The sequence below is a fragment of the Mesorhizobium oxytropidicola genome (genome assembly GCF_056174625.1).
Genome location: NZ_CM149692.1, coordinates 1,479,141 through 1,501,231, shown reverse-complemented (window position 1 = coordinate 1,501,231; position 22,091 = coordinate 1,479,141). Strand labels below are relative to the sequence as shown.

The 22,091-nt window shown below is 62.8% G+C and carries 18 protein-coding genes and 1 pseudogene; 5 read left to right on the top strand and 14 right to left on the bottom strand.

The annotated features are described in order from the left end of the window. Window positions 1-32: 32 nt before the first annotated feature. Window positions 33-275, top strand: a complete 243-nt coding sequence (locus tag AC0V8S_RS07510; RefSeq protein ID WP_056576468.1) for a type II toxin-antitoxin system CcdA family antitoxin — start codon at window positions 33-35, stop codon at window positions 273-275. Next, window positions 275-574 (top strand): CcdB family protein, encoded by a 300-nt coding sequence (locus AC0V8S_RS07505; RefSeq protein WP_183463906.1) that lies wholly within the window; start codon window positions 275-277, stop codon window positions 572-574. Before AC0V8S_RS07510 ends, AC0V8S_RS07505 begins: the two co-directional genes overlap by 1 nt. A 28-nt stretch (window positions 575-602) precedes the next feature. Here the strand turns inward: AC0V8S_RS07505 and AC0V8S_RS07500 are convergent, their stop codons facing one another. Together AC0V8S_RS07500 and AC0V8S_RS07495 are read right to left on the bottom strand one after the other, a co-directional pair. Beyond that, a complete protein-coding gene (locus AC0V8S_RS07500) occupies window positions 603-2,318 on the bottom strand; it encodes a hypothetical protein (protein WP_475437311.1) in 1,716 nt (571 codons plus the stop codon). Between the two features lie 75 nt (window positions 2,319-2,393). After that, window positions 2,394-3,692: an adenylosuccinate synthase gene (locus tag AC0V8S_RS07495; protein ID WP_475437310.1), complete on the bottom strand. Its 1,299-nt coding sequence runs from the start codon at window positions 3,690-3,692 to the stop codon at window positions 2,394-2,396. A 213-nt stretch (window positions 3,693-3,905) separates the two neighbouring features. On the opposite strand from AC0V8S_RS07495, the gene AC0V8S_RS07490 reads away from it, so the two are divergent. After that, the gene (locus AC0V8S_RS07490) at window positions 3,906-4,817 is read left to right on the top strand and encodes a DMT family transporter (RefSeq protein ID WP_475437309.1); all 912 of its coding nucleotides are present in this window, start codon (window positions 3,906-3,908) and stop codon (window positions 4,815-4,817) included. Window positions 4,818-4,871: 54 nt separating this feature from the next. Here the strand turns inward: AC0V8S_RS07490 and serA are convergent. The 5 genes and pseudogenes from serA to glmM all read right to left on the bottom strand — a co-directional run bounded on the left by serA (window position 4,872) and on the right by glmM (window position 11,383). Beyond that, window positions 4,872-6,472: pseudogene (gene serA / locus AC0V8S_RS07485) on the bottom strand (phosphoglycerate dehydrogenase). Between the two features lie 64 nt (window positions 6,473-6,536). Further along, window positions 6,537-7,712: a phosphoserine transaminase gene (locus AC0V8S_RS07480; protein WP_475437308.1), complete on the bottom strand. Its 1,176-nt coding sequence runs from the start codon at window positions 7,710-7,712 to the stop codon at window positions 6,537-6,539. A gap of 201 nt (window positions 7,713-7,913) precedes the next feature. Further along, window positions 7,914-8,696 (bottom strand): outer membrane protein, encoded by a 783-nt coding sequence (locus tag AC0V8S_RS07475; protein ID WP_475437307.1) that lies wholly within the window; start codon window positions 8,694-8,696, stop codon window positions 7,914-7,916. 251 nt (window positions 8,697-8,947) lie between these two features. Continuing rightward, window positions 8,948-9,781, bottom strand: a complete 834-nt coding sequence (locus tag AC0V8S_RS07470; RefSeq protein ID WP_183463912.1) for an outer membrane protein — start codon at window positions 9,779-9,781, stop codon at window positions 8,948-8,950. A 249-nt stretch (window positions 9,782-10,030) separates the two neighbouring features. Beyond that, window positions 10,031-11,383 (bottom strand): phosphoglucosamine mutase, encoded by a 1,353-nt coding sequence (gene glmM / locus AC0V8S_RS07465; RefSeq protein WP_183463914.1) that lies wholly within the window; start codon window positions 11,381-11,383, stop codon window positions 10,031-10,033. Window positions 11,384-11,752: 369 nt separating this feature from the next. On the opposite strand from glmM, the gene AC0V8S_RS07460 reads away from it, so the two are divergent. Then, the gene (locus AC0V8S_RS07460) at window positions 11,753-12,595 is read left to right on the top strand and encodes a hypothetical protein (protein ID WP_475437306.1); all 843 of its coding nucleotides are present in this window, start codon (window positions 11,753-11,755) and stop codon (window positions 12,593-12,595) included. 253 nt (window positions 12,596-12,848) lie between these two features. Beyond that, window positions 12,849-13,307 (top strand): hypothetical protein, encoded by a 459-nt coding sequence (locus AC0V8S_RS07455; protein WP_183463918.1) that lies wholly within the window; start codon window positions 12,849-12,851, stop codon window positions 13,305-13,307. A gap of 352 nt (window positions 13,308-13,659) precedes the next feature. On the opposite strand, the gene ftsH is transcribed toward AC0V8S_RS07455, so the two are convergent. The 7 genes from ftsH to tolA form a co-directional block, all read right to left on the bottom strand. Further along, a complete protein-coding gene (gene ftsH, locus AC0V8S_RS07450) occupies window positions 13,660-15,588 on the bottom strand; it encodes an ATP-dependent zinc metalloprotease FtsH (RefSeq protein WP_183463920.1) in 1,929 nt (642 codons plus the stop codon). Between the two features lie 123 nt (window positions 15,589-15,711). Beyond that, on the bottom strand, window positions 15,712-17,085 hold the full coding sequence (gene tilS, locus AC0V8S_RS07445) for a tRNA lysidine(34) synthetase TilS (RefSeq protein WP_475437305.1): 1,374 nt from the start codon (window positions 17,083-17,085) through the stop codon (window positions 15,712-15,714). A gap of 58 nt (window positions 17,086-17,143) precedes the next feature. After that, complete coding sequence (ybgF, locus tag AC0V8S_RS07440; RefSeq protein ID WP_475437304.1) at window positions 17,144-18,247, bottom strand: tol-pal system protein YbgF; 1,104 nt, start codon at window positions 18,245-18,247, stop codon at window positions 17,144-17,146. Between the two features lie 178 nt (window positions 18,248-18,425). Continuing rightward, window positions 18,426-18,932, bottom strand: coding sequence for a peptidoglycan-associated lipoprotein Pal (gene pal / locus AC0V8S_RS07435; protein ID WP_183463933.1), 507 nt, complete (start codon window positions 18,930-18,932; stop codon window positions 18,426-18,428). Between the two features lie 235 nt (window positions 18,933-19,167). Further along, on the bottom strand, window positions 19,168-19,410 hold the full coding sequence (locus tag AC0V8S_RS07430) for a four helix bundle protein (protein ID WP_475437303.1): 243 nt from the start codon (window positions 19,408-19,410) through the stop codon (window positions 19,168-19,170). 169 nt (window positions 19,411-19,579) lie between these two features. Beyond that, window positions 19,580-20,890 (bottom strand): Tol-Pal system beta propeller repeat protein TolB, encoded by a 1,311-nt coding sequence (gene tolB / locus AC0V8S_RS07425; RefSeq protein ID WP_183463937.1) that lies wholly within the window; start codon window positions 20,888-20,890, stop codon window positions 19,580-19,582. A 39-nt stretch (window positions 20,891-20,929) separates the two neighbouring features. Next, window positions 20,930-22,087, bottom strand: a complete 1,158-nt coding sequence (gene tolA / locus AC0V8S_RS07420) for a cell envelope integrity protein TolA (RefSeq protein ID WP_183463939.1) — start codon at window positions 22,085-22,087, stop codon at window positions 20,930-20,932. Between the last annotated feature and the right edge of the window lie 4 nt (window positions 22,088-22,091).

Sequence of the window (22,091 nt, the reverse complement as noted above, 5' to 3'; positions counted from 1 at the left end):
GCATACATTATGCGCATGTTCCGGAGGCTATTATGCGTAAGATTGCCTTGAATGCGATCCGTCAGCCAGCCAATCTGTCGATCGATTCCAACCTCATGAGGGAAGCCAAGGGGCTAGACGTGAATGTCTCACGCGCCGCGGAAGCTGGCATCGCGGAAGCCGTGGCGGCTGAAAAAACGCGGCTGTGGAAGCTTGAGAACCGGGCCACGATGGATGCGTGGAACGACTATGTCGAAAAGAACGGTATTCCGCTGGAAGAATATCGGCAGTTCTGATGGCGCGCTACGACGTCTTCGCCAGTCGCATCGAAGGCAATTATCTGCTCGACGTTCAATCCGACCTGCTCGACAATTTCAAGACACGGGTGATCGTTCCGCTTCTTCCGGTCGCAGCAGTGCCGCCACCGATGCGAAAGCTTCATCCGATTTTCGAGATCAACGGCCGGAAGCTGGTCATGGCCACGCACCTGATTGCCACCGTCCCAGTGAGTGAACTGGGCGAAAGTCGGCTGAACCTTTCGAAGCACCACGACGACATCGTCGCCGCGCTCGACATGCTGTTTCAGGGCTTCTGAGCGAAGGCAGCCTCTACGGCGTGTCCTATCAGCCCGCCGTCTTCGCCTGCCAGGCCTTGATCGCCTCGTCGAACACCTTCTCGCCGGGAATGCCCTTTTCCATGGTCAGCAGCGCCCGCCGGCCGGTCTTGTAGACGACCGGAACGTCGATCCAGTCCTGGCCGCGCAATAGGGTCATGTTGGCGTCCTCGTCGGCCTTGGTGTCGTTGAGCGCGACGAGGAAGAAGCCGTCGGCGATTTTGGCCGGAATACCGATCAGCGGGCTGCCGGCATCCTGTTCCGAGCTCTTCATGGCGACGCGCAATATGTTGTCGACACCGCCGCCCTCAAAACCGTCAGGCGTCAGGAAGATCATCTCGATGATGTGGCTGGCCGGCAGTGTCTGGTCGGTGTTGCGGCGGATGGTCATGCGCAACTGGATGTCCTTGCCGGGAATGGTTGCCTCGGCGCGGATCGCCGGCTCGGGCGGCAGGTCACCGCCGGGCGATTCCTGCACCAGCGACCAGACGATGCTGCCGGGCTCGGCCGACCCCTGCGCGGTGCTGGTGCGCTCCTCATAGAAGATCGCCTTCTGGCCGACCGGCACCGAGGTTGCCGTCGCTGGAGCGGCGGCCGCCGGTGCTGCGGGCGTAGCGCCTGCCGGTGCGGGTGGCGTAGCGCCTGCCGGTGCGGGTGGCGGCGTGGCAGCAGCATCGGCCGGCGCCGCCGGCGCGGTTCCGTTGGCAGGCGGAGTTGCGGCGGGCGCGGTGCCTGCCGCGGGTGCGGCCGCGGCAGGTGTGGCCGCGGCTGGTGCCGCCGCGGCGGGCGTGGCTGCAGCCGGTGGCTGCGCGGCCGGCGCATTCGTCGCCGATGGCGGCGTCGTCAGCGCGGCGACGGATTCACCCTCGCCTATGCCGGTTTGTCCACCCGCCGGACCGGGGTCGGTTTCGCCGCCTTCAGGCGTCAACCGTTGCGTGAATTTCGTCGCTTCGGCGCCTGCCGCAGGTGCCGGTGGCGTCGACGCGGCGTCGGTCGCGGGCTTGGCCGGCGCCGGTTTCACCGGCTCGGTCTTGGCGACAACCTTGCTGCCGCCCAGGCCCAGCATCTTGCCGAAGGCATCCTTGTTCAGCCAGATGCCATAGCCGCCACCGGCAACGATCAGCAGAGCGACGACGGCGGCAATCAGCCCGCCATAACTGCGCTTGCGCTCGGCCGGACGCAGGCGCGGGAAAGCGTCAGCCTCCGCGACCGGCTCGTCATCGTTCGGGAAAACATCGGCGCGGTCATCGTCCTGGTCTGCATCCATGCCCGGCAAGGCATGATCGGCAAGGTCGGGGGCCGCCGGCTGCACCGGTACAGGCTTTTGCCAGCTTGGCTCGGCCTTGGCGACGGGCGGCGGCGCGGGCCGATAGGGCTCGGGCTTCGCGGCCGGCGGCGCCGGCCACGCGGGCTCTGCCTTCACCGGCTGGCGCGTGTGGCTCGGCTGGTTCTTGTTGCGGTCGATCGAGGAAAAGATGTGTTCCAGCTCGGCGAGCGGGTCCGTTTCCGGCACGCTCTTGGCATAGTCGCGCTCGACGCTGGCAATGGCGTCTTCCAGCGAGCGCTTCTGCTTGGCTATGACCTCGGCGGCCAGCGGCGGCGAATATTCCGCGAGCTTCTTTGCCAGCGCGGAACGGGCGCCATCGTAGGTCCGCGTGCGCGTTTCGGGCGTCGGCTCGCCGTATTTGTCGAGCGCCTTTTTCAGAACAGCAACGAAATCTGCCATGCTTCAGTCGACCTGTATTTTGCTTCCGCGCCGGCCCCCGCAAATCAGCCGCGATGCCCGGAAGGGCTTCAGAAACTAGTCTTGAAACGGATCGGTCACAAGTATCGTGTCGTCCCGTTCCGGGCTGGTGGAGAGGAGGGCTACCGGCGCGCCGATCAACTCCTCTATGTACCGGACATATTTGACGGCCTGGGCCGGAAGATCGTTCCAGCTGCGCGCACCGGCAGTGGTGCCTTTCCACCCCTCCAGCGTCTCGTAGACCGGTTCGACACGGGCCTGCGCACCCTGGCTTGCCGGCAAATAATCGATCATCTCGCCGTCGAGGCGATAGCCGGTGCAGACCTTGATCTCGTCCAGCCCGTCGAGCACGTCGAGCTTGGTCAGCGCGATGCCCTTGATGCCGTTGACGGCGACGGCCTGGCGCACAAGCACCGCGTCGAACCAGCCGCAGCGGCGCTTGCGCCCGGTGACGACGCCGAATTCATGGCCGCGCGTACCGAGGAACTCGCCGATCTCGTTCTTCTGTTCGGTCGGGAACGGACCTTCGCCGACGCGCGTCGTGTAGGCCTTGGTGATCCCCAGGACATAACCAATGGCGCCTGGACCGACGCCCGAGCCCGCGGCGGCCTGGCCGGCCACCGTGTTGGACGAGGTGACGAACGGATACGTGCCGTGATCGATATCGAGCAGCGTGCCTTGCGCGCCCTCGAACAGGATGCGCTCGCCGGCACGGCGCTTGTCGTCGAGGATTTTCCAGACCCGGTCCATATAGGGCAAGATCTCGTCCGCGACCGAGGTCAATTCCGCCATGATCGCGTCATGCGTGACTTCGGCATGGCCAAGCCCGCGGCGCAGCGCATTGTGATGCGTCAGCAGCCTGTCGACCTTCAGGGGCAGCGTTTCCAAATCCGCCAGATCCATCACCCGCACCGCACGCCGCCCCACCTTGTCCTCATAGGCCGGACCGATGCCCCGGCGGGTCGTGCCAATCTTTGTCCCGGAATTTGAGGCGGCGTCCTCGCGGAATCCGTCCAACTCCCGGTGCAGCGACAGGATAAGCGCTGTGTTTTCGGCTATTTTCAGGCGATCCGGCGTCACCTCGACGCCCTGCGCTTTGAGCTTCGCCACTTCCGCCACGAAAGCATGCGGGTCAAAGACCACGCCATTGCCGATGATGGACAGCTTGCCCTGCCGCACGACGCCGGACGGCAACAGCGACAGCTTGTAGACCTTGCCGTCGACGACCAGCGTGTGGCCGGCATTGTGGCCGCCCTGGAAACGCACCACGACATCGGCGCGCTCCGACAGCCAGTCGACGATCTTGCCCTTGCCTTCGTCGCCCCATTGCGAGCCGACGACCACCACATTGGCCATGTTTCTTTTCCCTTGAGACGCCGCCGAGCGGCTTGGATATGGTTCGAAACGACAGGCCTCTATAGCGTCAAGACCTCGCGAGTGCGACCTTTCTTTGCCGCCGAAAATGCCCTGAGGCACAACAATTTTCGGCTTTGACATCATTTACTTGGACTGACGGGGGCAATAGGCCGGCAAACACCGCAGCGCATCCGCCGCGGCCGGAATCGCGCGATGCATCGACACGCCTACTTATTCCTGCTGCTCACCACCTTGCTGTGGGGCGGCAATTCGGTGGCCGGCAAGCTCGCGGTCGATCATGTCTCGCCGATGATGCTGGTCTTCCTGCGCTGGGTGCTGGCGGTGGCGATCCTGCTGCCGATCGGCTGGCGCACGATCCAGGAGGACTGGCCGGTGGTGCGCAGGCACTGGCTCATCCTGGCGGCACTCGGCGCCAGTGGCTTCACGCTGTTCAACGTGATCTTCTACACGGCGCTCAACTACACGACCGCGATCAACGTCTCGATCGAACAGGCGGCGATGCCGATCCTGATCATCGTTGCCAATTTCATCTTCTTCCGGCTGCGCGTGAACTGGGCGCAGATCGCAGGCGTCGTGCTGACCATTGCCGGCGTCATCCTGACCGCTTGCCACGGCGATCCGAGCCGGCTGCTGACACTCGGGCTCAATTTCGGCGACGCCATCATGCTGGTGGCGGTCATCCTTTACAGCGGCTATTCGGTCGGCTTGCGGCTGAAGCCGGCGATGCGCTGGCAGAGCCTGATGCTGGCCATGTCGATCGCAGCGCTCATCACCTCGCTGCCCTTCTTGATGTGGGAGGTCGCTGCCGGCAAGGTCATCGTGCCAGACGCGCGCGGCTGGACGGTCATCGTCTACACCGCGATCGGCGCCTCGGTCATCTCGCAGATAACGTACATCAGGGGCAACGAACTGATCGGCGCCAACCGCGCCGGCCTGTTCATCAATCTGGTGCCGATCTTCGGCACACTGCTTTCGGTGCTGATCGTCGGCGAGACGTTCCAGCTCTATCAGGCACTGGCGCTTGTGCTCGTGCTGGGCGGCATCGGTCTTGCCGAATACAGCGGGCGCAAGATGGCGATGACCCCGCCGGCCAGGGCGCGCTGAGCAGCAAAAGGCGCGACATAGGCCGCGCCTTCTGATCTTCACAAACGGCCGGGATCAGATCCCGCCGACGTCGAACTGCAGCCGCTTGGCCGAGTCGATCGACTTGTGCGCCCGCACCTGCTCCAGCACCTTTTCCGGGAACGGCGCATCGAGATAGAGCAGCGCGATGGCGTCGCCGCCCGGCCGATTGCGGCCAAGCTGGAAGTTGGCGATGTTGACGCCGTTCTCGCCGCACACCGTGCCGAGCAGACCGATGATACCGGGCGCGTCGGCATTGGTGGTGTAGAGCATGTGCTGGCCGACCTCGGCGTCGAGGTTGATGCCCTTGATCTGGATGAAGCGCGGCTTGCCGTCCGAGAAGCAGGTGCCGGCGATCGACCGCGTCATGTGCTCGGTCTTGACGGTGAGCTTGATGTAGCCGTCGAAGACGCCCGACTTGTCGCGCTTGACCTCGGCGACGATGATGCCGCGCTCTTTCACCATGATCGGCGCCGACACCATGTTGACGTCGGCGACCTGCGGCCTGATCAATCCGGCAAGGGTGGCACTGATCAGCGCGCGCGTGTTCATCGTCGCGGTCGAACCGTCGAACAGGATTTCGACCTCCTTGATCGGATCCTCGGTGACCTGGCCGACAAAGGCGCCGAGCACTTCGGCGAGCTTGACGAAGGGCTTCAGCCGCGGCGCTTCTTCCGCCGTGATCGACGGCATGTTGATGGCGTTGGAGACCGCACCCTTGATCAGATAGTCGGCCATCTGCTCGGCGACCTGCAGCGCCACATTCTCCTGCGCCTCCGCCGTCGAGGCGCCGAGATGCGGCGTCGCTACCACGTTTTCCATGCCGAACAGCGCGTTCTGTTCGGCCGGTTCGACCTCGAACACGTCGATGCCGGCGCCGGCCACCTTGCCGCTCTTCAGCGCCGCGATCAGATCGGCCTCGACGACCAGCCCGCCGCGCGCGCAATTGATGATGCGCACGCCGTTCTTCATCTTGGCGATTGCCGCGGCATCGATGATGTTGCGCGTCTTGTCGGTCAGCGGCGTGTGCAGCGTGATGAAATCCGCGCGCGCGAACAGCTCGTCGAGCTCGACCTTTTCGACGCCGAGCTCCTCGGCGCGCTTGTCCGACAGGAACGGGTCGAAGGCGACGACATGCATCTTCAGGCCGACGCCGCGCGTCGCCACGATCGAACCGATATTGCCGCAGCCGACGACGCCCAGCGTCTTGCCGGTGATCTCGACCCCCATGAAGCGGTTCTTCTCCCACTTGCCGGCATGGGTCGAGGCGTTGGCCTCCGGGATCTGTCTCGCCAGCGCGAAGATCATCGCGACCGCATGTTCGGCCGTGGTGATCGAATTGCCGAAGGGCGTGTTCATCACGATGATGCCCTTGCGGCTCGCCGCCGGTATATCGACATTGTCGACGCCGATGCCGGCGCGGCCGATGACCTTGAGGTTCGGGGCGGCGTTAATCAGCTTCTCGGTGACCTTGGTCGCCGAGCGGATGGCGAGGCCGTCATACTGACCGATCACTTCGAGCAGTTTTTCCTTGTCCTTGCCGAGGTCGGGCAGATAGTCGACCTCGACGCCGCGATCCTTGAAGATCTGCACGGCGGTGGAGAAAGTTTATCAGAGACGAGAACGCGGGGCGCCATGGCGGCCTCCTTGAAAAGGGGATTGATCCGGGAATGGGCGGCCCGCAGGCCGCCACGGAGAGTCTCAGGCCGCCGCTTTCAGCGACGCCTTCTGCGCGGCGAAGGCCCAGTCGAGCCAGGGCAGCAGCGCTTCGAGATCTGACCTTTCGACCGTCGCGCCGCACCAGATGCGCAGGCCGGGAGGCGCGTCGCGGTAGGAGCCGATGTCATAGGCGACGCCTTCCTTGTCGAGTGCCGAGACCAGCCCCTTGGCGAAAGCCGCCTGCCCGTCGGCGTCGAGCGCCGCCACATCGGGATCGGTGAAGGACAGGCAGACGGACGTGTTCGACCGCGTCGCCGGATCGACGGCGAGGTGGCCGAGCCATGACGATCTGTCGACAAAACCGTCGAGCACGGCGGCATTGGCATCTGCTCTGGCAATCAACGCATCGAGGCCGCCGATCGACTTCGCCCAATGGAGCGCGTCGAGATAGTCCTCGACGCACAGCATCGACGGCGTGTTGATGGTCTCGCCCTTGAAGATGCCCTCGATCAGCTTGCCACCCGAGGTCAGGCGGAAGATTTTCGGCAGCGGCCAGGCCGGTTTGTAGCTCTCCAGCCGCGCGACAGCGCGGGGCGACAGGATCAGCATCCCATGCGCGCCCTCGCCGCCCAGAACCTTCTGCCAGGAGAAGGTGACGACATCGAGCTTTTCGAAATCGAGACTTTGCGCAAACGCCGCCGACGTGGCGTCGCAGATGGTCAGGCCCTTGCGGTCGGCAGGAATGAAATCGCCGTTCGGCACGCGCACGCCCGACGTGGTACCGTTCCAGGTGAAGACCACGTCGCGGTCGAAGTCGATCTTGGCCAGATCCGGCAGGTCGCCATAGCCGGCCTCGAGCTTGCGCACGTCGGGCAGCTTCAACTGCTTGACCACGTCGGTGACCCAGCCGGAGCCGAAGCTTTCCCAGGCGACCATGTCGACGCCGCGCTCGCCGAGCAGCGACCACAGCGCCATCTCGACAGCACCGGTGTCCGACGCCGGCACGATGCCGATGCGGTAGTCCGCCGGAACCTGGAGGATTTCGCGCGTCAGCTCGATCGCCTGTTCGAGCTTGGTCTTGCCGATCTTGGCGCGATGGGAACGGCCGAGCGCAGCATTTTTGAGCGCCTCGACCGACCAGCCGGGACGCTTTGCGCAGGGACCTGAAGAGAAATTGGGGTTTGCCGGACGGAGTCCGGGCTTCGTATGCGTCGTCATCGTGGTCTATCCTTCCAGATAGTGGCCCCTCGTTGGGGAGGGGTGGCCCACGGACGGCGATATGCGTTCAAACCTCGGGCGTCAAGAGGAAAGTTTCTGTCGCTGCCGGGATACCGGCGGTCCGCGATCAGGATCGCGTGATTTCAAACGCAAACGGCGGACCGCAGGGATCCGCCGCTAAGGTCCCGATTTGCCTCAGGCCTACCAGAGATCGTAGCGCAGCCCGAGCTTGACCTGGTGATTGCTGATTCCCTTCTTGACCGGAAAGGAGGTCAGGCTTTCAGCCGTCACATATTCGGCATCCGGGGCGGAGAAATACTGATAGCCGAGATCGACGGAAACGTTCTTCGTCACCTGATACGCAAGGCCCGCATTCAGCGTATAGGCCAAGGAGTATTGCGTCTTATTGTCCTGCAGCTCGAAACTGTTGGCGGGGACATTGTTGTCCGTGTAACTCGCCGAAAGCTTGTGCGTGCTGCGGACGACACCGATGCCGGCGCCGAGGTAAGGCGTGATTCCGACATATGTGCCGAGATCGACATAGCCATTGAGTATCCCCGAGAAGGCATAGTTCTTCAGCGATCCCGATCCCTGGGTCGGCAATGTCGGCAGTGTAACGACGGCTGAATCGTCATAGCTGAAGCTGGCCTTGTTACCCGGCAAATAGCCGAAGTTGAGATCGGCGCGGAGGTAATCGTTGAAATGATATCCGAAGCCGATGCTCGCGAAGGCCGCGTTGTCGCTCTCGCTAAAGCTTTCGTTGTTGATCGCCGACGGGAAAGTGAAATCCCCATTTTTGAAGCTCTTCTGCACCAGATAGGAGACGTCGCCGCGCAGATACCAGCCCGAGCCGACCTCGACCGGCACATAGTCGGGCGCCTGATCGGCGTAGATCGGCGGATCGTAGTCGGCGGCGAATGCCGGTGTCAGCGGCAAGAGGCCGAGTCCGGCAAGCGCCAGCACAATACGCGATGTGAGTGTCATGGTCCCCGACTCCCGGATTTGGCGACATCTGCAATCAACACAATCAACGCAGCAGCCGTCGTTTCAGAGAGCATTGTTAACCATAGTGGTTAAGTCGCAGTTAAGGCTAACAGAGCGTTAGCGAATTCATTTCAGCTAATGCACGGCGCCGGAGATTGGCCTTCGTTTCCAGGCACTTCATTGGCGACAGCACAAACGAAAACCGCCCGGTCAAGCCGGGCGGTTCGCTTACATTTGCGGCTGCAAAGTTCTTACTTGGTGTAGATCGGCTCAGGTTCGGGCTGGTAGGCCACCACCGGTGCCGCGCACCCATTGTTGCCACCGAACTGATAGCGCAGGCCACCGCGTACCTCGTGGGTGTTGATGCCACGGTCGAAGCCCGGGCCGGAGCTGCTCACATCCCATTCGAACATGCGGCCGCCCTGGATATGGGAGAAGCGGTAGCCAGCGTCGAGGATGATCTTATCGGTCAGGCAGTAGGAGGCACCGGCCATCAGAGCATAGGCGAAGCGCCAGTTGGATGCTCCGGGGTTGGTCTCGGTGGTGTTCGGGTCACTGACGGTATCCCACTTGACGTGCGCGCCACCGATACCGGCGCCGACATAGGGCGTGATGCCGTGCCAGGTGCCGATGTCGACATAGGCGTTGGCGAGCAGCAGGAAGGCGCTCATCTTCGACACTTCGGTCGAGGTCGAAACGAGATCCGAAGTACCGCCGTTGAAGTTCGACTTGAACCAGTAGTCGGCGGTCACGTCAGCGCGCAGATGATCACTGATCTTGTAGCCGACGCCGCCGCCGAGCGAGAAGCCGCCCTTGAGCTTGCCGTAGTCGAAGCTTTTGCCGCCGGGCGTCACCGAACAGTTACAGGGATCGACAGTGTAGGTCATGTAGTCGATGCCGCTTACGTACGACTTGTGGTAGTCGAGGTCGCCACGGATGTACCAGCCGCCGACATCGACCGGTTGCTCATAGACCGGCGGCGGCGCTTCTTCGACCTGCGGCTCAGGCAGGTCGGCTGCGAACACTGGCCAGGCCAGGCCCGCGAACAGCAGCGCGAACAGGGCCTTTCTTGCTGTATTGAACATGCTTGTCACCCCTAGGAACCCTCGGAACGCGATCGCGGCCGAATGAGATTGGCTTTCAGGCGTGGATAATGAATTGGAAAAGTTAAAAGGCGTTTAACCCTGTCGATTAACCACGAATCTCTAAAATTCGAGGAATCCAGGAATGATTTCGACAAGTCGAGGGCGGCTCCCGGCCAACAAAAAGCCCGCCGGAAGGGCGGGCTCGATGCAACCGGAGCGGCGAGGCGCGCCCTGCGGGCGCGCTGGAGATCAGGCGGCGCTGCGGGTCTCCGAAATGACCTCGACAATGTCGTTGACGACCGCCTCGACCAGCTGCGGATCGTCGCCCTCGGCCATGACACGGATCAGCGGCTCGGTGCCCGACGGACGGATGACCAGCCGCCCGGCCTTGCCGAGACGGTTGCGGGCATCCTCGATGGCGGCCTTGACCGGAGCTTCCTCGAGCGGCTTGCCACCGGCGATGCGGACATTCTTCAGGAGTTGCGGCACCGGTTCGAACTTCTTCGACAGTTCGCTGACCGGACGGCCCTGGCGCTTGATGCAGGCCAGCACCTGCAGCGCCGACACCAGGCCATCGCCGGTGGTCGAGAAATCCGACAGCACGATGTGGCCCGACTGCTCGCCGCCGACATTGAGCCCATGCGCGCGCATATGCTCCACGACGTAGCGGTCGCCAACCTTGGTGCGGTGCAGCTGCAGCTTCATGTCGCCAAGGAAGCGTTCGAGGCCGAGATTGGACATGACCGTCGAAACCACGCCGCCGCCGGCAAGCCGTCCGCTCTGGTGCCAGGACTCGGCGATCAACGCCATGATCTGGTCGCCATCGACGATCGCGCCATTCTCGTCGACGATGACGACGCGGTCGGCATCGCCATCGAGCGCAATGCCGATATCGGCGCGCACTTCGTGCACTTTCTTCTGCAGGCCGGCCGGATGGGTCGACCCGCATTCCTTGTTGATGTTGAAGCCGTTGGGCTCGACATTGATGGCCACGACTTCGGCGCCAAGCTCCCACAGCGCCTCGGGCGCCACCTTGTAGGCGGCTCCATTGGCGCAATCGACGACGATCCTGAGGCCAGAGAGCGACATAGAGCGTGGCAAGGTGCGCTTGGCGAATTCGATATAGCGGTCATGCACGCCGTCGACGCGCTTGGCGCGGCCAAGCCCGTCGGAATCGGCGAGTGCCAGATCGATATCCTTGTCGAGCATGCTCTCGATGCGCTCTTCGATCTCGTCGGAAAGCTTGTAGCCGTCCGGCCCGAACAGCTTGATGCCATTGTCGTAATAGGGGTTGTGCGAAGCCGAGATCATGACGCCGATATCGGCGCGCAATGAACGCACCAGCATGGCAACGGCCGGGGTCGGGATCGGGCCGAGCAGGAACACGTCCATGCCGGCGGCGCAAAGACCGGCCACCATCGCATTCTCGATCATGTAGCCGGAAAGCCTGGTGTCCTTGCCGAGAACGACACGATGGCGGTGGCTGCCACGCTGGAACGAAAGGCCTGCGGCCATGCCGACGCGCATGGCGATCTCAGCGGTCATCGGAAACTTGTTGGCGCGCCCGCGAATGCCGTCGGTGCCGAAGTAATTTCCTGCCATGCTAGTTAGAGTCCCTGACGGTTCTTTTGCCGGCATCTCATGCCACAATTGGCCGATGCGCCATGATCACATTGTGTGATTATATGTTACCAATCCTTAGAAAATCATTGTTGTGCGCTGCACACAACAAGGCCGCAACCCAACATGCTGGCACTGTGGCACTGCAATATACCAGTTCTGCGAGCTATTCGGCGCAGATGCACGCGGAAAATCTTGTTTTTAACCCGGTAAGGGACAATGATTTCATCACCTTATCGGGAGGACCGAGCTTCCGGCGATATATACCTCACTTAGCATCTGGCGCAACCGATCGTTGAGCGTTATTGATTCGCAGGAACGTATAATGGGCTGCTGCAACGGAGAAACGCTATGCTCATCCACCGACTTGCCACTTTGACCGGCCTTGCCGTAGCGACGTTGTTCCTGGCTGCGCCAGCCAACGCGTTGACGATGGCCGAATGCAGCACGAAATATAACGCCGCCAAGGATGCGGGGACACTTGCCGGACAGACCTGGAACCAGTTCCGCAAGGCACAGTGCGGCACCGATGCCGCCGCCACCACGGACACCAAGCCGGCCGACACGAAGAAGGCTGCTGAAACCAAGCCGGCCAAGACCACCAAGCCAGCTGCCGCTGCGGCTGACAGCACGGCCAAGGGCCTGACGGCCAAGGAATGCAGCGCCAAGTACCAGGCGGCTAAGGCCGCCGGCACGCTGAACGGCATGAAGTGGAACGACTTCCGCAAGGCTGAATGCGCCGCCGGCGCATCTGCCGCCGCCGCTGACACCACCAAGCCGGCAACCACCAAGGCTGCCGCGGCTCCCGCCGCCGGCAAGGGCCTGACGATGGCCGAGTGCAGCGCCAAGTACCAGGCTGCCAAGACGGCCAACACGCTGAAGGGCCAGAAGTGGAACGACTTCCGCAAGGCCGAATGCGGCGCCGCTGCCTCGGATGACGACAGCGTGCCTGCTCCAAGCGAGGCAAATTACACCAAGGAGCCGGCAAAGCCGACGACGGTTGCGCCCAAGGGCGTCACCTTCCCGTCCGCGATCTCGCCAAAATATGCCAGCGAGAGCCCCGGAAAGGGCCGTATGCACACCTGCCTCGACCAGTACTATGTCCTCAAGGACGCCAACGCGCTTGGTGGCCTGAAGTGGATCCAGAAAGGCGGCGGCTTCTACAGCCTGTGCAATGCCAAGCTGAAGGGCTGATCGCCTAGTTATTTGAAGAAGAAGGCCCGCGCATCGTGAGATGCGCGGGCCTTTTTGTTGCGCGTTTGTTGCGCGCGAAGACGCTTGCGGTTCCGCTCGCATCTGCATCTGTCGGGAGCGATCGGCATCATCAACCCGCCCACACTTCCCACCGGCAGGCTTTACAAGTAGCTCGCAAAGATTCCGATTGAACATATACGGAACAAACAGTATACAGAAAGGCATCGAACTCGTTATCAACCAGGAGGGTCTTATGTCCAGTTTGAAATTGGCGGTATTGGCTGTGACGGCATTGGTTGCGTGGGGCGTCGCCCCTGCAAGCGCACTGACGATGAAGGAATGCGGCGAGACTTATCGGACAGCCAAGGAAGGCGGCACTCTGAACGGCATGGACTGGGCCGCTTTCCGCAAGGAGAAATGCGCGACGTCCGCTGCGGAGAGTGTCAGCTCGGATACCGTCAAAACCGCGTCGCAGCCGAAAAAGGAAACCGACGCGGCGGTCGCCCCCACTGTAGCGCCGGCGGGCGTGACATTCCCGACCACCCTCGCCGCCGAGTTCAAGACCGAAAAGCCCGCGAAGGCGCGGATGAAGACCTGCCTGCAGGGTTACCACGGCAACAAGGAGGCGGGTACGTTGAACGGCCTTCGCTGGATCCAGAAGGGCGGCGGTTATTACAGCCTGTGCAATGCGCGGCTGAAAGCTGAATCATAAAAATCGAATACAGCAGATAAACAATTCACCGTTTTTCCTGCAGACGTTGAGCCATCATCCTCGGGCTTGTCCCGAGGATCTGCTGTCGGGCGACATCTGGGCCCCGGTATGAGTTGGCAACCGTCAACTCGGTTGCGTTGGCAGGTCCTCGGGACAAGCCCGAGGATGACGCTCCAACGTACGTCCGGCGCGTCTCCTGAGGCAATGTCGCCCAAAAGTGGTTCAGTTTTGGGTACAACGACATGCATAAAAACAAAGACTTGAAGCGCCTCGCCTGAATCCCGTCGGGAATAGCGTCAAACGAAATGGTAAGAGCGCTTCTGCGTTCGGTGAAACGGTCAACCGCCCTGGTCTAGCTCGACGGCTGTGGCTCCATGCCGCCTTCAGGCTCGGGGCCTTTCTTGCGGCGGCCGCCGGACTTCGGAACGGCCGAGCCACGGCTGGGCGGCGTGTCGTCGCCGAGGTCGCGCGCGGGCTTCTCGCCGGCGATCAGTTGCTTGATCTCGTCGCCGGACAGCGTCTCGTATTCGAGCAGCCCCTCTGCCAGCGCGATCCATTCCTTCTTCTTCTTGGTCAGGATGGACTTCGCCGTCGAATAGGCCTCGTCGATCAGGCGGCGCACTTCGGCGTCGATGATCTGCGCGGTTTCTTCCGAAATGTTCTGCGTACGCGCCACCGAATGGCCGAGGAACACCTCTTCCTGGTTGTCGCCATAGGCGACATGGCCGAGCTTGTCGGAGAAGCCCCAGCGCGTAACCATGGCGCGCGCCAGCTTGGTCGCCTGCTCGATGTCGGAGGACGCGCCCGAGGTGATGTTCTCCTTGCCGAACTTGAACTCCTCGGCCACGCGGCCGCCCATCATGATGGCGAGGCGCGAGATCATGTATTTGTAGCTCATCGAATAGCGGTCGCCTTCCGGCAACTGCATGACCATGCCGAGCGCCCGGCCACGCGGGATGATGGTGGCCTTGTGCAGCGGATCGGCCGACGGCACGTTGAGCGCCAGAATGGCGTGGCCGGACTCGTGATAGGCGGTCAGCTCCTTCTCGGCCTGTGTCATGGCCGACGAGCGCCGCTCGGCGCCCATCATGATCTTGTCCTTGGCGTCCTCGAACTCGGCCATGGTGACGAGGCGCTTGTTGCGCCGCGCCGCCATCAGCGCGGATTCGTTGACCAGGTTCATCAAGTCGGCACCGGAGAAGCCCGGCGTGCCGCGCGCGACGACCTTGAGGTCGACATTGGGCGCCAGCGGCACGTTGCGCACATGCACCTTGAGGATCTTCTCGCGGCCGACGATGTCGGGGTTCGGCACCACCACCTGGCGGTCGAAACGGCCCGGCCTGAGCAGCGCGGGATCGAGCACGTCGGGGCGGTTGGTGGCCGCGATCAGGATGATGCTTTCGTTGGATTCGAAACCATCCATCTCGACCAGCAGCTGATTCAGCGTCTGCTCGCGCTCGTCATTGCCGCCGCCGAGGCCGGCGCCGCGATGGCGGCCGACGGCGTCGATTTCGTCGATGAAGATGATGCAGGGCGCGTTCTTCTTGGCCTGGTCGAACATGTCACGCACGCGGGATGCGCCGACGCCGACGAACATCTCGACGAAGTCCGAACCGGAAATGGTGAAGAACGGCACGTTGGCTTCGCCGGCAACCGAGCGGGCCAGCAGCGTCTTGCCGGTGCCGGGAGGGCCGACCAAAAGCACGCCGCGCGGAATCTTGCCGCCGAGGCGCTGGAACTTCTGCGGATCGCGCAGGAACTCGACGATCTCTTCCAAATCTTCCTTGGCCTCGTCGACGCCGGCGACATCCTGGAAGGTGACGCGGCCATGCGCCTCCGTCAGAAGCTTGGCCTTCGACTTGCCAAAACCCATGGCACGCCCGGATCCGGACTGCATCTGGCGCATGAAGAATATCCAGACGCCGAGGATGAGGATCATCGGCAGCCACGAGATCAGATAGCCGAAGAGCGAATTGGAACCGTCGGTTTCAGGCCGCGCGTTGATGGTGACGTTCTTGTCCTGCAGCCGCGAGACCAGCTGGGGATCGCCGGGCGAATAGGTCTGGAAGCTTGTGGAATTGTCGGTGTAGGTGCCGGTGATGCGGGCGCCAGCAATGGTCACCGTCTTGACCCGGCCGGCCGCGACATCCTGCAGGAACTGCGAATAAGGCACATCGCTCGAAGCCCCGCGCGTCTGCGGCGTCTGGAACAGATTGAAAAGCGCGATGAGCAGGACCGCTATGATCGCCCAGAGCGCGAGGTTGCGATAGTTCGGATTCATCAATTGTCCCGTTGGCGTCCGCACACGGACAGCATCATGAGAGGAAACTTGGGCCTAACATAGGGAGAGCGCCTCCCCTTGCCAAGCAGAACAGCACGTCTGGGTTAAGCTTTCGACCAACCATCAATCGGCACTATGGCCGCGCAATGGCAGAGCGGGAAGCGGTGACGCGCCGATCAACCCGGCGACGGCCCGCGCCGGCGCCAGATCGAAGGACGGCAGGAAGCGGGAAAAAGGCGACACGACCGGCTGTACCGCGAACCCTGGCGAACCCGGTTCGCCCCGCTGCAAAGCAGGGTTTTCAAGGGTTTGCCGCAATGTCGGTTCCGCAGCCAGTGCGGCGCGCATCAGGCTTGCCGGCGCTGCTCCATCATCGATCGCAAGCCGCTTCGCTGCTGCCGCACCCAACGGGGCGATCAACAATGCGCCTGACCTGTCGTTCAATGTGATGTGGCGGCGGCCGTCCCAGACGGTGTTGCCGGCGACCATGGCTGCCTGCGGCAAACCCCTCGCCTCGCGGCGCAGGAAGAGGCCGGTTCGCCGGAAATCGACCACGGTCCGCGACAATGTGGCGCAAAGAAATCCGGCCTTCAGCCGGCCGAACAGCGCCTCGCTGCGCGCCTGGTCCGGCAGAAAGGCAACGCCCCCAGCGGTGGCCAGCAGGATACGCAACGCGTAGATGGCCGCCCGATTGTCGTCCACGGTCAGCAGAGCGGGATCGAGGCGAATGAGGCCCGTGCCCGGCTGGCTGGCGAAGCCATGGATCAGATCGGCGGCGCCGGCGCCAAGCTGCTTGCGTTCGACGGCGGCCTGCCCGGCGAGCAGCAGCACATCCTCGATGCGCCCGACAGTTTCGCCGGCCAGAGCGGCGCGCACGCGCGGCCGCTCGAAGGCCTCGTCTATATTGGTCGGATCATCGACCCAGCCGACATGCTCGCGCCGCAAGAAATCGCGAAGCGCCGAGCGCCGTGTGCCCAGAAGCGGGCGGACGATCCACTCGCGCCAGTCATAGAGGGTGGCCGGCGCCATGCCGGCAATCCCGCGGCCTGCCATGTCGGCAAACTCTCGGCCCTCATCCCGCGCCTGCCGCATCAGCACCGTCTCGGCCTGGTCGTCGGCGGTATGGCCGGTCGCGATCAGGCCGATGCCTTCCGCGCGCGCCGCCTCGGCCAGCAGACGGTAGCGCGCTTCCCGCGCCGCCGCCGGCAGACCGGTCGATGGTTTGCTTCCGGCCCAGACCAGGGTGCGGTGGGCAATGCCCCGTTCCGCGCAGAGCTGCGCCACGGCATGCGCTTCGGCTGCCGAACCGTGCCTAAGGCCATGGTCGACCGTCGCAGCCAGCAGCTTCGCGGACGGCGCGGTTCGGTCGAGATGCTGTTTGAGAAGAAGAAGCAGGGCGGTCGAGTCGCTGCCGCCGGACACGGCCGCAACGGCGCCGTGGGTAAAATCGATATGCGAAAAAAGTCTGGTCGAAAGATCAGGCTCGGTTTCGAGCATCAACGCATGTCGACCAAAAGTGGTCCCGGTTTTGGGAATAAGACATGCGGGAGAAAGATCAGCACGCAGCCAGGGCCTTCTCCTGCTTGACGCGTTCCTTGAGCGCATTGGAAATATCGGGGTAGCGCTTGCCGACTTCGCTGAAGGTGGCGCAGGCGACGTCGTGCTGCTTGAGACCGACCAGCGACACGCCGAGCTTCAAAAGCATGTCGGGCGCCTTCTTGGCCTTCGGGTAGTCCTTGCTGGCGGCGAGGAAGACTTCGGCCGCGTCGCGGTATTTCTGCTGGCCAAGCAGCGATTCACCCAGCCAGTAATGCGCGTCCGCCGTCTTGGCATCCTTGGGGAAGCGGGAGATATGATCGCGGAAACCCTGTTCGGCGGTGCTGTAATCGCCCGACAGGATGAACTGATAGGAATTGCGGTAGAGTTCTTCCGGGTCCTTGGTGGAAGGCAGCGCCGCGACGACCGTGCCCTCGGACTTGCCGGCCTTGGCCGGTGCCTTGGTGGCCGGGGCCGCGTCTTGCGTCGGCGCGGTTGACTGGGTGTTACCGCCGGCATCGATCACATTGCCGTTCTTGTCGACGGTGATCGAACCAAAGGTCTTTTCCGGTGCTCCCGTGCCGGGGATCACCTTGCCAGGATCGCCTTCGGGTGATTCGACGATAACATCCTCGACCGTCTTGCCGCCCGTCGACTGATCGCTGCCGGGCGCGGCGCCGGCATCGGCCGGCGCCTGGGTTGCCGGGGCCGCAGCCACGTCTGTGTTGGTGTCGGTGGTTGCGTCGGACTTCTTCTTCGGTGCCGCCGGTGTCTGTCCGCCCTGCGAGCCGCCTTCCAGCTGCTGGAAGCGGAACTCGTTGTCTTCCTGCTGCTTGCGGATTTGCTCCTGCATCTGCAAGACCTGGAAATTGAGTTCCTCGATCTTGCCGTTCATCTGCCGCAGCTGGTCTTCCAGGCTGGTGACGGCAGTAGGATCGGACTGCACCATCTGAACCTGATCCGGCTTCTTCTTTTCACCGAAAAGCTTCGGCAATTCGATGCTGGGCAGATGGAAGGAAAACCCGCTGTCGGTTGATTGCCCCGTGCCGCTAGCCCCCAGGGCTGTGACGCCTGAAAGGAGCAGCAGCGCAAGCGTGCCGCTCAGAACCGATCTCAAATGCATGTGCCTCTCGCCGTGTGTCGTTGGTCTGTTTCGCGCCTTCCAACCAGAGTAGGACCAGCCAAGCGCCCTCGGCTCATAGCAGGGCGCGAGACTTCGGCCAAATTTTGTTCGAGCATCCGGATATGAAAAAGGCGGCCCGGAGGCCGCCTTTCGCGAAGCTGTGTTGTATTTTTGCCGATTAGGAACCGGCGCCGCTGAGCGTGGTGACGGCGCGGCGGTTCTGCGACCAGCAGGAGATGTCGTCGCAGACAGCGACCGGACGTTCCTTGCCGTAGGAAATGGTCTTCAGGCGGCTGGAGGCGACGCCCTTGGAGACCAGGAAGTCGCGGGTGGCGGCTGCACGGCGGGCACCGAGCGCCAGATTGTATTCGCGCGTGCCGCGCTCGTCGGCATGACCTTCAACGACGATGGCATACTGCTTGTACTGGTTCAGCCACTGCGCCTGACGCGAAAGCGTCTGCTGTGCGTCAGCCCGGATCGAGGTCGAGTCCGTGTCGAAGAAGATGCGGTCGCCGATATTGACGGTGAAGTCCTGCGCCGAACCGGGCGTTGCAGCACCCGCGCCATTGAGGCCAAGGTCAGCGGCATTGTTCGGTGTCTTCTTCGAGGCGCAACCGGCGATGGCGAGCATCGCCACCAGCGCGATCATGACCGGGTTTCTGGTAAGTGCTGCGATACGGCCCATGCCGCCTCTCCTTCGTATTTCGAGTGATCGTATTCGAGTGATTTCGTTGATCACCCAGTAACCACGTTTGGGTTAACCGGCATTCAAGAAACACGGTTAAAATTTGGTTTAGCTGCCCGTCCGCAGCCGTTTGGCATGAAGCCACAGTTGGCGCGGACCCTAGGCGGAAATGCGGCCAAAACATGAAAGAAAGAGGAATTGAGGAACTGAAGAACTGAGGAATTGAAGAAAGGGTTCAGGTCAGCCTCTCTCTAAGGCTCACGAGCATCCCATGGATTTGGGCATAGGATTGTCGCCAAGCGTCGAGTTGGGACGGCGTGATGTATTGAAGATCGAACGCGTAGGATATCCACGTCTCCACTTCGCTGCATGACCCGATCGCCATCGAAACGAAACGAGCAAATTCGGCTTTGGAGTGGCTCTGTTTGGCAAATCCTTCAGCCAGATTGGCGCAGATCGCTTTACTCCAGCGGCGCAACTGATCAGCCAGTGCATACTACTCAATTTTCGGAAAACCAAGAGTGGCTTGATGCACCTCGAGAGAAGCTGAGTAAGCGCGCTTGTAGACTTCTAAGTCTCGCGCACGCTCGACGAAGCGCCCCGGCTTCTCCATTCCTCAGTTCCTCAGCTCGTCAGTTCTTCAATTCCTATTCAAGAAGCGGCGACCAGGCCGGGTCGGACGCGAAATTCGAGGTCGGGATTGGCTGCTCGTTACGGCCGGTGAGGTCGACCGAAACCAGCTTTGGGCCGCCATTGGAGTCGCGGAAGAACATCAAGACGCGGCCATTCGGTGCCCAGGTCGGTCCTTCCTGCTGGAAGCCGGAGGACAGGATGCGCTCGCCGGAGCCGTCGGTCTTCATGACGCCGATCTGGAATTCGCCGCCAGTCTGCTTGGTGAAGGCGATGAGGTCACCGCGCGGCGACCACACCGGCGTCGAATAGACGCCATCGCCGAAGGAGATGCGGGTCTGGCCCGAGCCGTCGGCGCCCATGACATAGATTTGCGCACGGCCGCCGCGGTCGGAGGTGAACACCACCTTGCTGCCGTCGGGCGAATAGGAGGGTGAGGTGTCGATGGCGGTCGAGTTGGTCAGCCGCGTCGTCGAGCGGCTGCGCAAATCCATAGCGAAGATGTTGGAATTGCCGTCGTCGCGCAGCAGGCTCATAATCACCTTCTGGCCGTCGGGCGAGAAGCGCGGCGCAAACGTCATCCCGGGGAAATTGCCCACCAGTTCGCGCTGCCCGGTCTCGATCTGCAGGAGATAGACCCGCGGCTGGCCGCTTTCATACGACATGTAGGTGATTTCCTGCCGGTTCGGCGAGAAACGCGGCGTCAGCACGATCGAACGGCCATCCGAGAGATAGCGGACGTTGGCGCCGTCCTGGTCCATGATGGCAAGGCGCTTCTTGCGCGCGTTCTTGGCGCCGGACTCGTCGATGAACACCACGCGCGTGTCGAAATAGCCCTTCTCGCCGGTCAGCCGCTCATAGATGGCGTCGGCGATGATGTGGGCGACACGGCGCTGGTTGGCGTCGTTGGCGAAGAACTGCTCGCCGGCCATCTGCTGGCCGGCAAACGTATCCCAAAGCCGATACTGCGCGCGGATGCGCCCATCGGCCTCCTTGCTGACGCTGCCGGTGACCAGCGCCTGCGCGTTGATCACCTTCCAGTCGTCGAAGCGAGGGGCGGCGTCCGGGTTCGTTATCTTTTCGATGAAGGCGCTCTTGTCGATCGGCGCGAACAGACCGGAGCGCTTGAGGTCAGCCGTGACGATCTGGGATATCTGCGCGCCGAGCGCATCGCCACCCTGGAAATCCGTGATGGCGATCGGCAGCGGCTCGACATTGCCCTTGTTGACGTTGAGCTCGACGAGCGCCCATGCCGGCATGGGGACTACGGCCGTCATGCCCAGCGCCATGGCTGCAATCGTCAGGAGCGGCTTGAGGAAAGATCTCATATCTTCTCGCTTCTCTTCTTTGATTGGTGGACGCCAGGCCTAAAGGCCGAGCATCTCCCTTGGATCGAAAGTGACCCGGATGTCGTTCCAGATGTCCTGCTTGCCGGCAGGAACCTGCAGGCCGGCCACGTCGCATTTCTGAACCGCGCGAACCGCGCTTTCATCGAACTGCCGGTTGCCGCTCGACTTTTCGACGGACGGGCGTCCGTCGAGCTTGCCGGAGTTGTCCAGGTTGAAGCGCACGACGACGACGAAATTCTCTGAACCTTCCAGCCCGACCGGCAAGGTCCAGCAACCGCCCAACTGGCTTTCCAGGGCGCCCTGCTCCGACTTCGAAAGCTTCTGGCCCTGATCCTTGTCACCGCCGAGCGACGCCTGCTGGGTCGAGCGTTTGGCGCCACCGCCCGACGGCTTCTGCTTGTCGAGAAGAGCGGAAATCTCGGCGGCGTTGAACTGCTTGTCGTCGGACTTCGGCTTCGACGACGCTTCCTTGACCGGCTTGTCGGCGTCCTTGCGTTCCGGCGCCTTGGCGCTTTCCGCCTGTGCCGGCTGCGGCTTCGGCCGCGCTTCCGGTGCGGGCGCCGAGCTCGGCAACTGCGTCTCTTCGGTCGGCGGATCCTTGGCTATGGCCTCGGCGACAGCATCCGGCTTGACCTCGGGCGTCGGATCGATCGCGGCGGTCTTGTCCTGCGGCGGCGGGGTCGGCGCCGGCTTGGCCGGCGTCGGCTTGGGCTCGGTCTGCTTGACCGGCTCGGGCTTGACCTCTTCCTTGGGCGTCGGCGCAGGCGCCACTTCCGTCGCCGGAATGGGTTTGGGCTTTTCCTGCGGCTTAGGCACGTCCTCGGTCTTCGGCTTTTCTTTGGGAGTCGGCGCTGGCGGCGGGGCCGAGGTCGTGTCGACCGGTTTCGGCTTAGCCTCCGGCGTTATCGGCTTGTCGGTATCGACGCTGTTCTCGCCAACCTTCTGCGAAGCCGGCACGATATCCGGACGCTGCGTCGGCAGCGGCGCCGGCTTCTCATGCATCACGGCCTTCTTGTCGCCCTGCAGCGTCTGCGCAATGGCTTCCATCGGCACGATGTCGACCGCGACGGACTCGACATCGGCGGACGGAAGCGCGGCCGGCGCCGACAGGGTGAACAGGCCGAAGGCCAGCACCGCCGTATGCAGTATCACCGATGTGGTGAGGCCGGTCTTCATCTCG

Excerpts from the sequence above, each read along its gene's own strand:
- tolB (WP_183463937.1), bottom strand. The coding sequence starts at position 20,890 with ATGAGATCTTTCCTCAAGCCGCTCCTGACGATTGCAGCCATGGCGCTG.
- AC0V8S_RS07500 (WP_475437311.1), bottom strand. The coding sequence starts at position 2,318 with ATGGCAGATTTCGTTGCTGTTCTGAAAAAGGCGCTCGACAAATACGGC.
- ybgF (WP_475437304.1), bottom strand. The coding sequence starts at position 18,247 with ATGCATTTGAGATCGGTTCTGAGCGGCACGCTTGCGCTGCTGCTCCTT.
- AC0V8S_RS07470 (WP_183463912.1), bottom strand. The coding sequence starts at position 9,781 with ATGTTCAATACAGCAAGAAAGGCCCTGTTCGCGCTGCTGTTCGCGGGC.
- AC0V8S_RS07455 (WP_183463918.1), top strand. The coding sequence starts at position 12,849 with ATGTCCAGTTTGAAATTGGCGGTATTGGCTGTGACGGCATTGGTTGCG.
- ftsH (WP_183463920.1), bottom strand. The coding sequence starts at position 15,588 with ATGAATCCGAACTATCGCAACCTCGCGCTCTGGGCGATCATAGCGGTC.
- AC0V8S_RS07460 (WP_475437306.1), top strand. The coding sequence starts at position 11,753 with ATGCTCATCCACCGACTTGCCACTTTGACCGGCCTTGCCGTAGCGACG.
- tolA (WP_183463939.1), bottom strand. The coding sequence starts at position 22,087 with ATGAAGACCGGCCTCACCACATCGGTGATACTGCATACGGCGGTGCTG.
- AC0V8S_RS07510 (WP_056576468.1), top strand. The coding sequence starts at position 33 with ATGCGTAAGATTGCCTTGAATGCGATCCGTCAGCCAGCCAATCTGTCG.
- AC0V8S_RS07490 (WP_475437309.1), top strand. The coding sequence starts at position 3,906 with ATGCATCGACACGCCTACTTATTCCTGCTGCTCACCACCTTGCTGTGG.
- pal (WP_183463933.1), bottom strand. The coding sequence starts at position 18,932 with ATGGGCCGTATCGCAGCACTTACCAGAAACCCGGTCATGATCGCGCTG.
- AC0V8S_RS07495 (WP_475437310.1), bottom strand. The coding sequence starts at position 3,692 with ATGGCCAATGTGGTGGTCGTCGGCTCGCAATGGGGCGACGAAGGCAAG.
- AC0V8S_RS07480 (WP_475437308.1), bottom strand. The coding sequence starts at position 7,712 with ATGACGACGCATACGAAGCCCGGACTCCGTCCGGCAAACCCCAATTTC.
- glmM (WP_183463914.1), bottom strand. The coding sequence starts at position 11,383 with ATGGCAGGAAATTACTTCGGCACCGACGGCATTCGCGGGCGCGCCAAC.
- tilS (WP_475437305.1), bottom strand. The coding sequence starts at position 17,085 with ATGCTCGAAACCGAGCCTGATCTTTCGACCAGACTTTTTTCGCATATC.
- AC0V8S_RS07475 (WP_475437307.1), bottom strand. The coding sequence starts at position 8,696 with ATGACACTCACATCGCGTATTGTGCTGGCGCTTGCCGGACTCGGCCTC.
- AC0V8S_RS07505 (WP_183463906.1), top strand. The coding sequence starts at position 275 with ATGGCGCGCTACGACGTCTTCGCCAGTCGCATCGAAGGCAATTATCTG.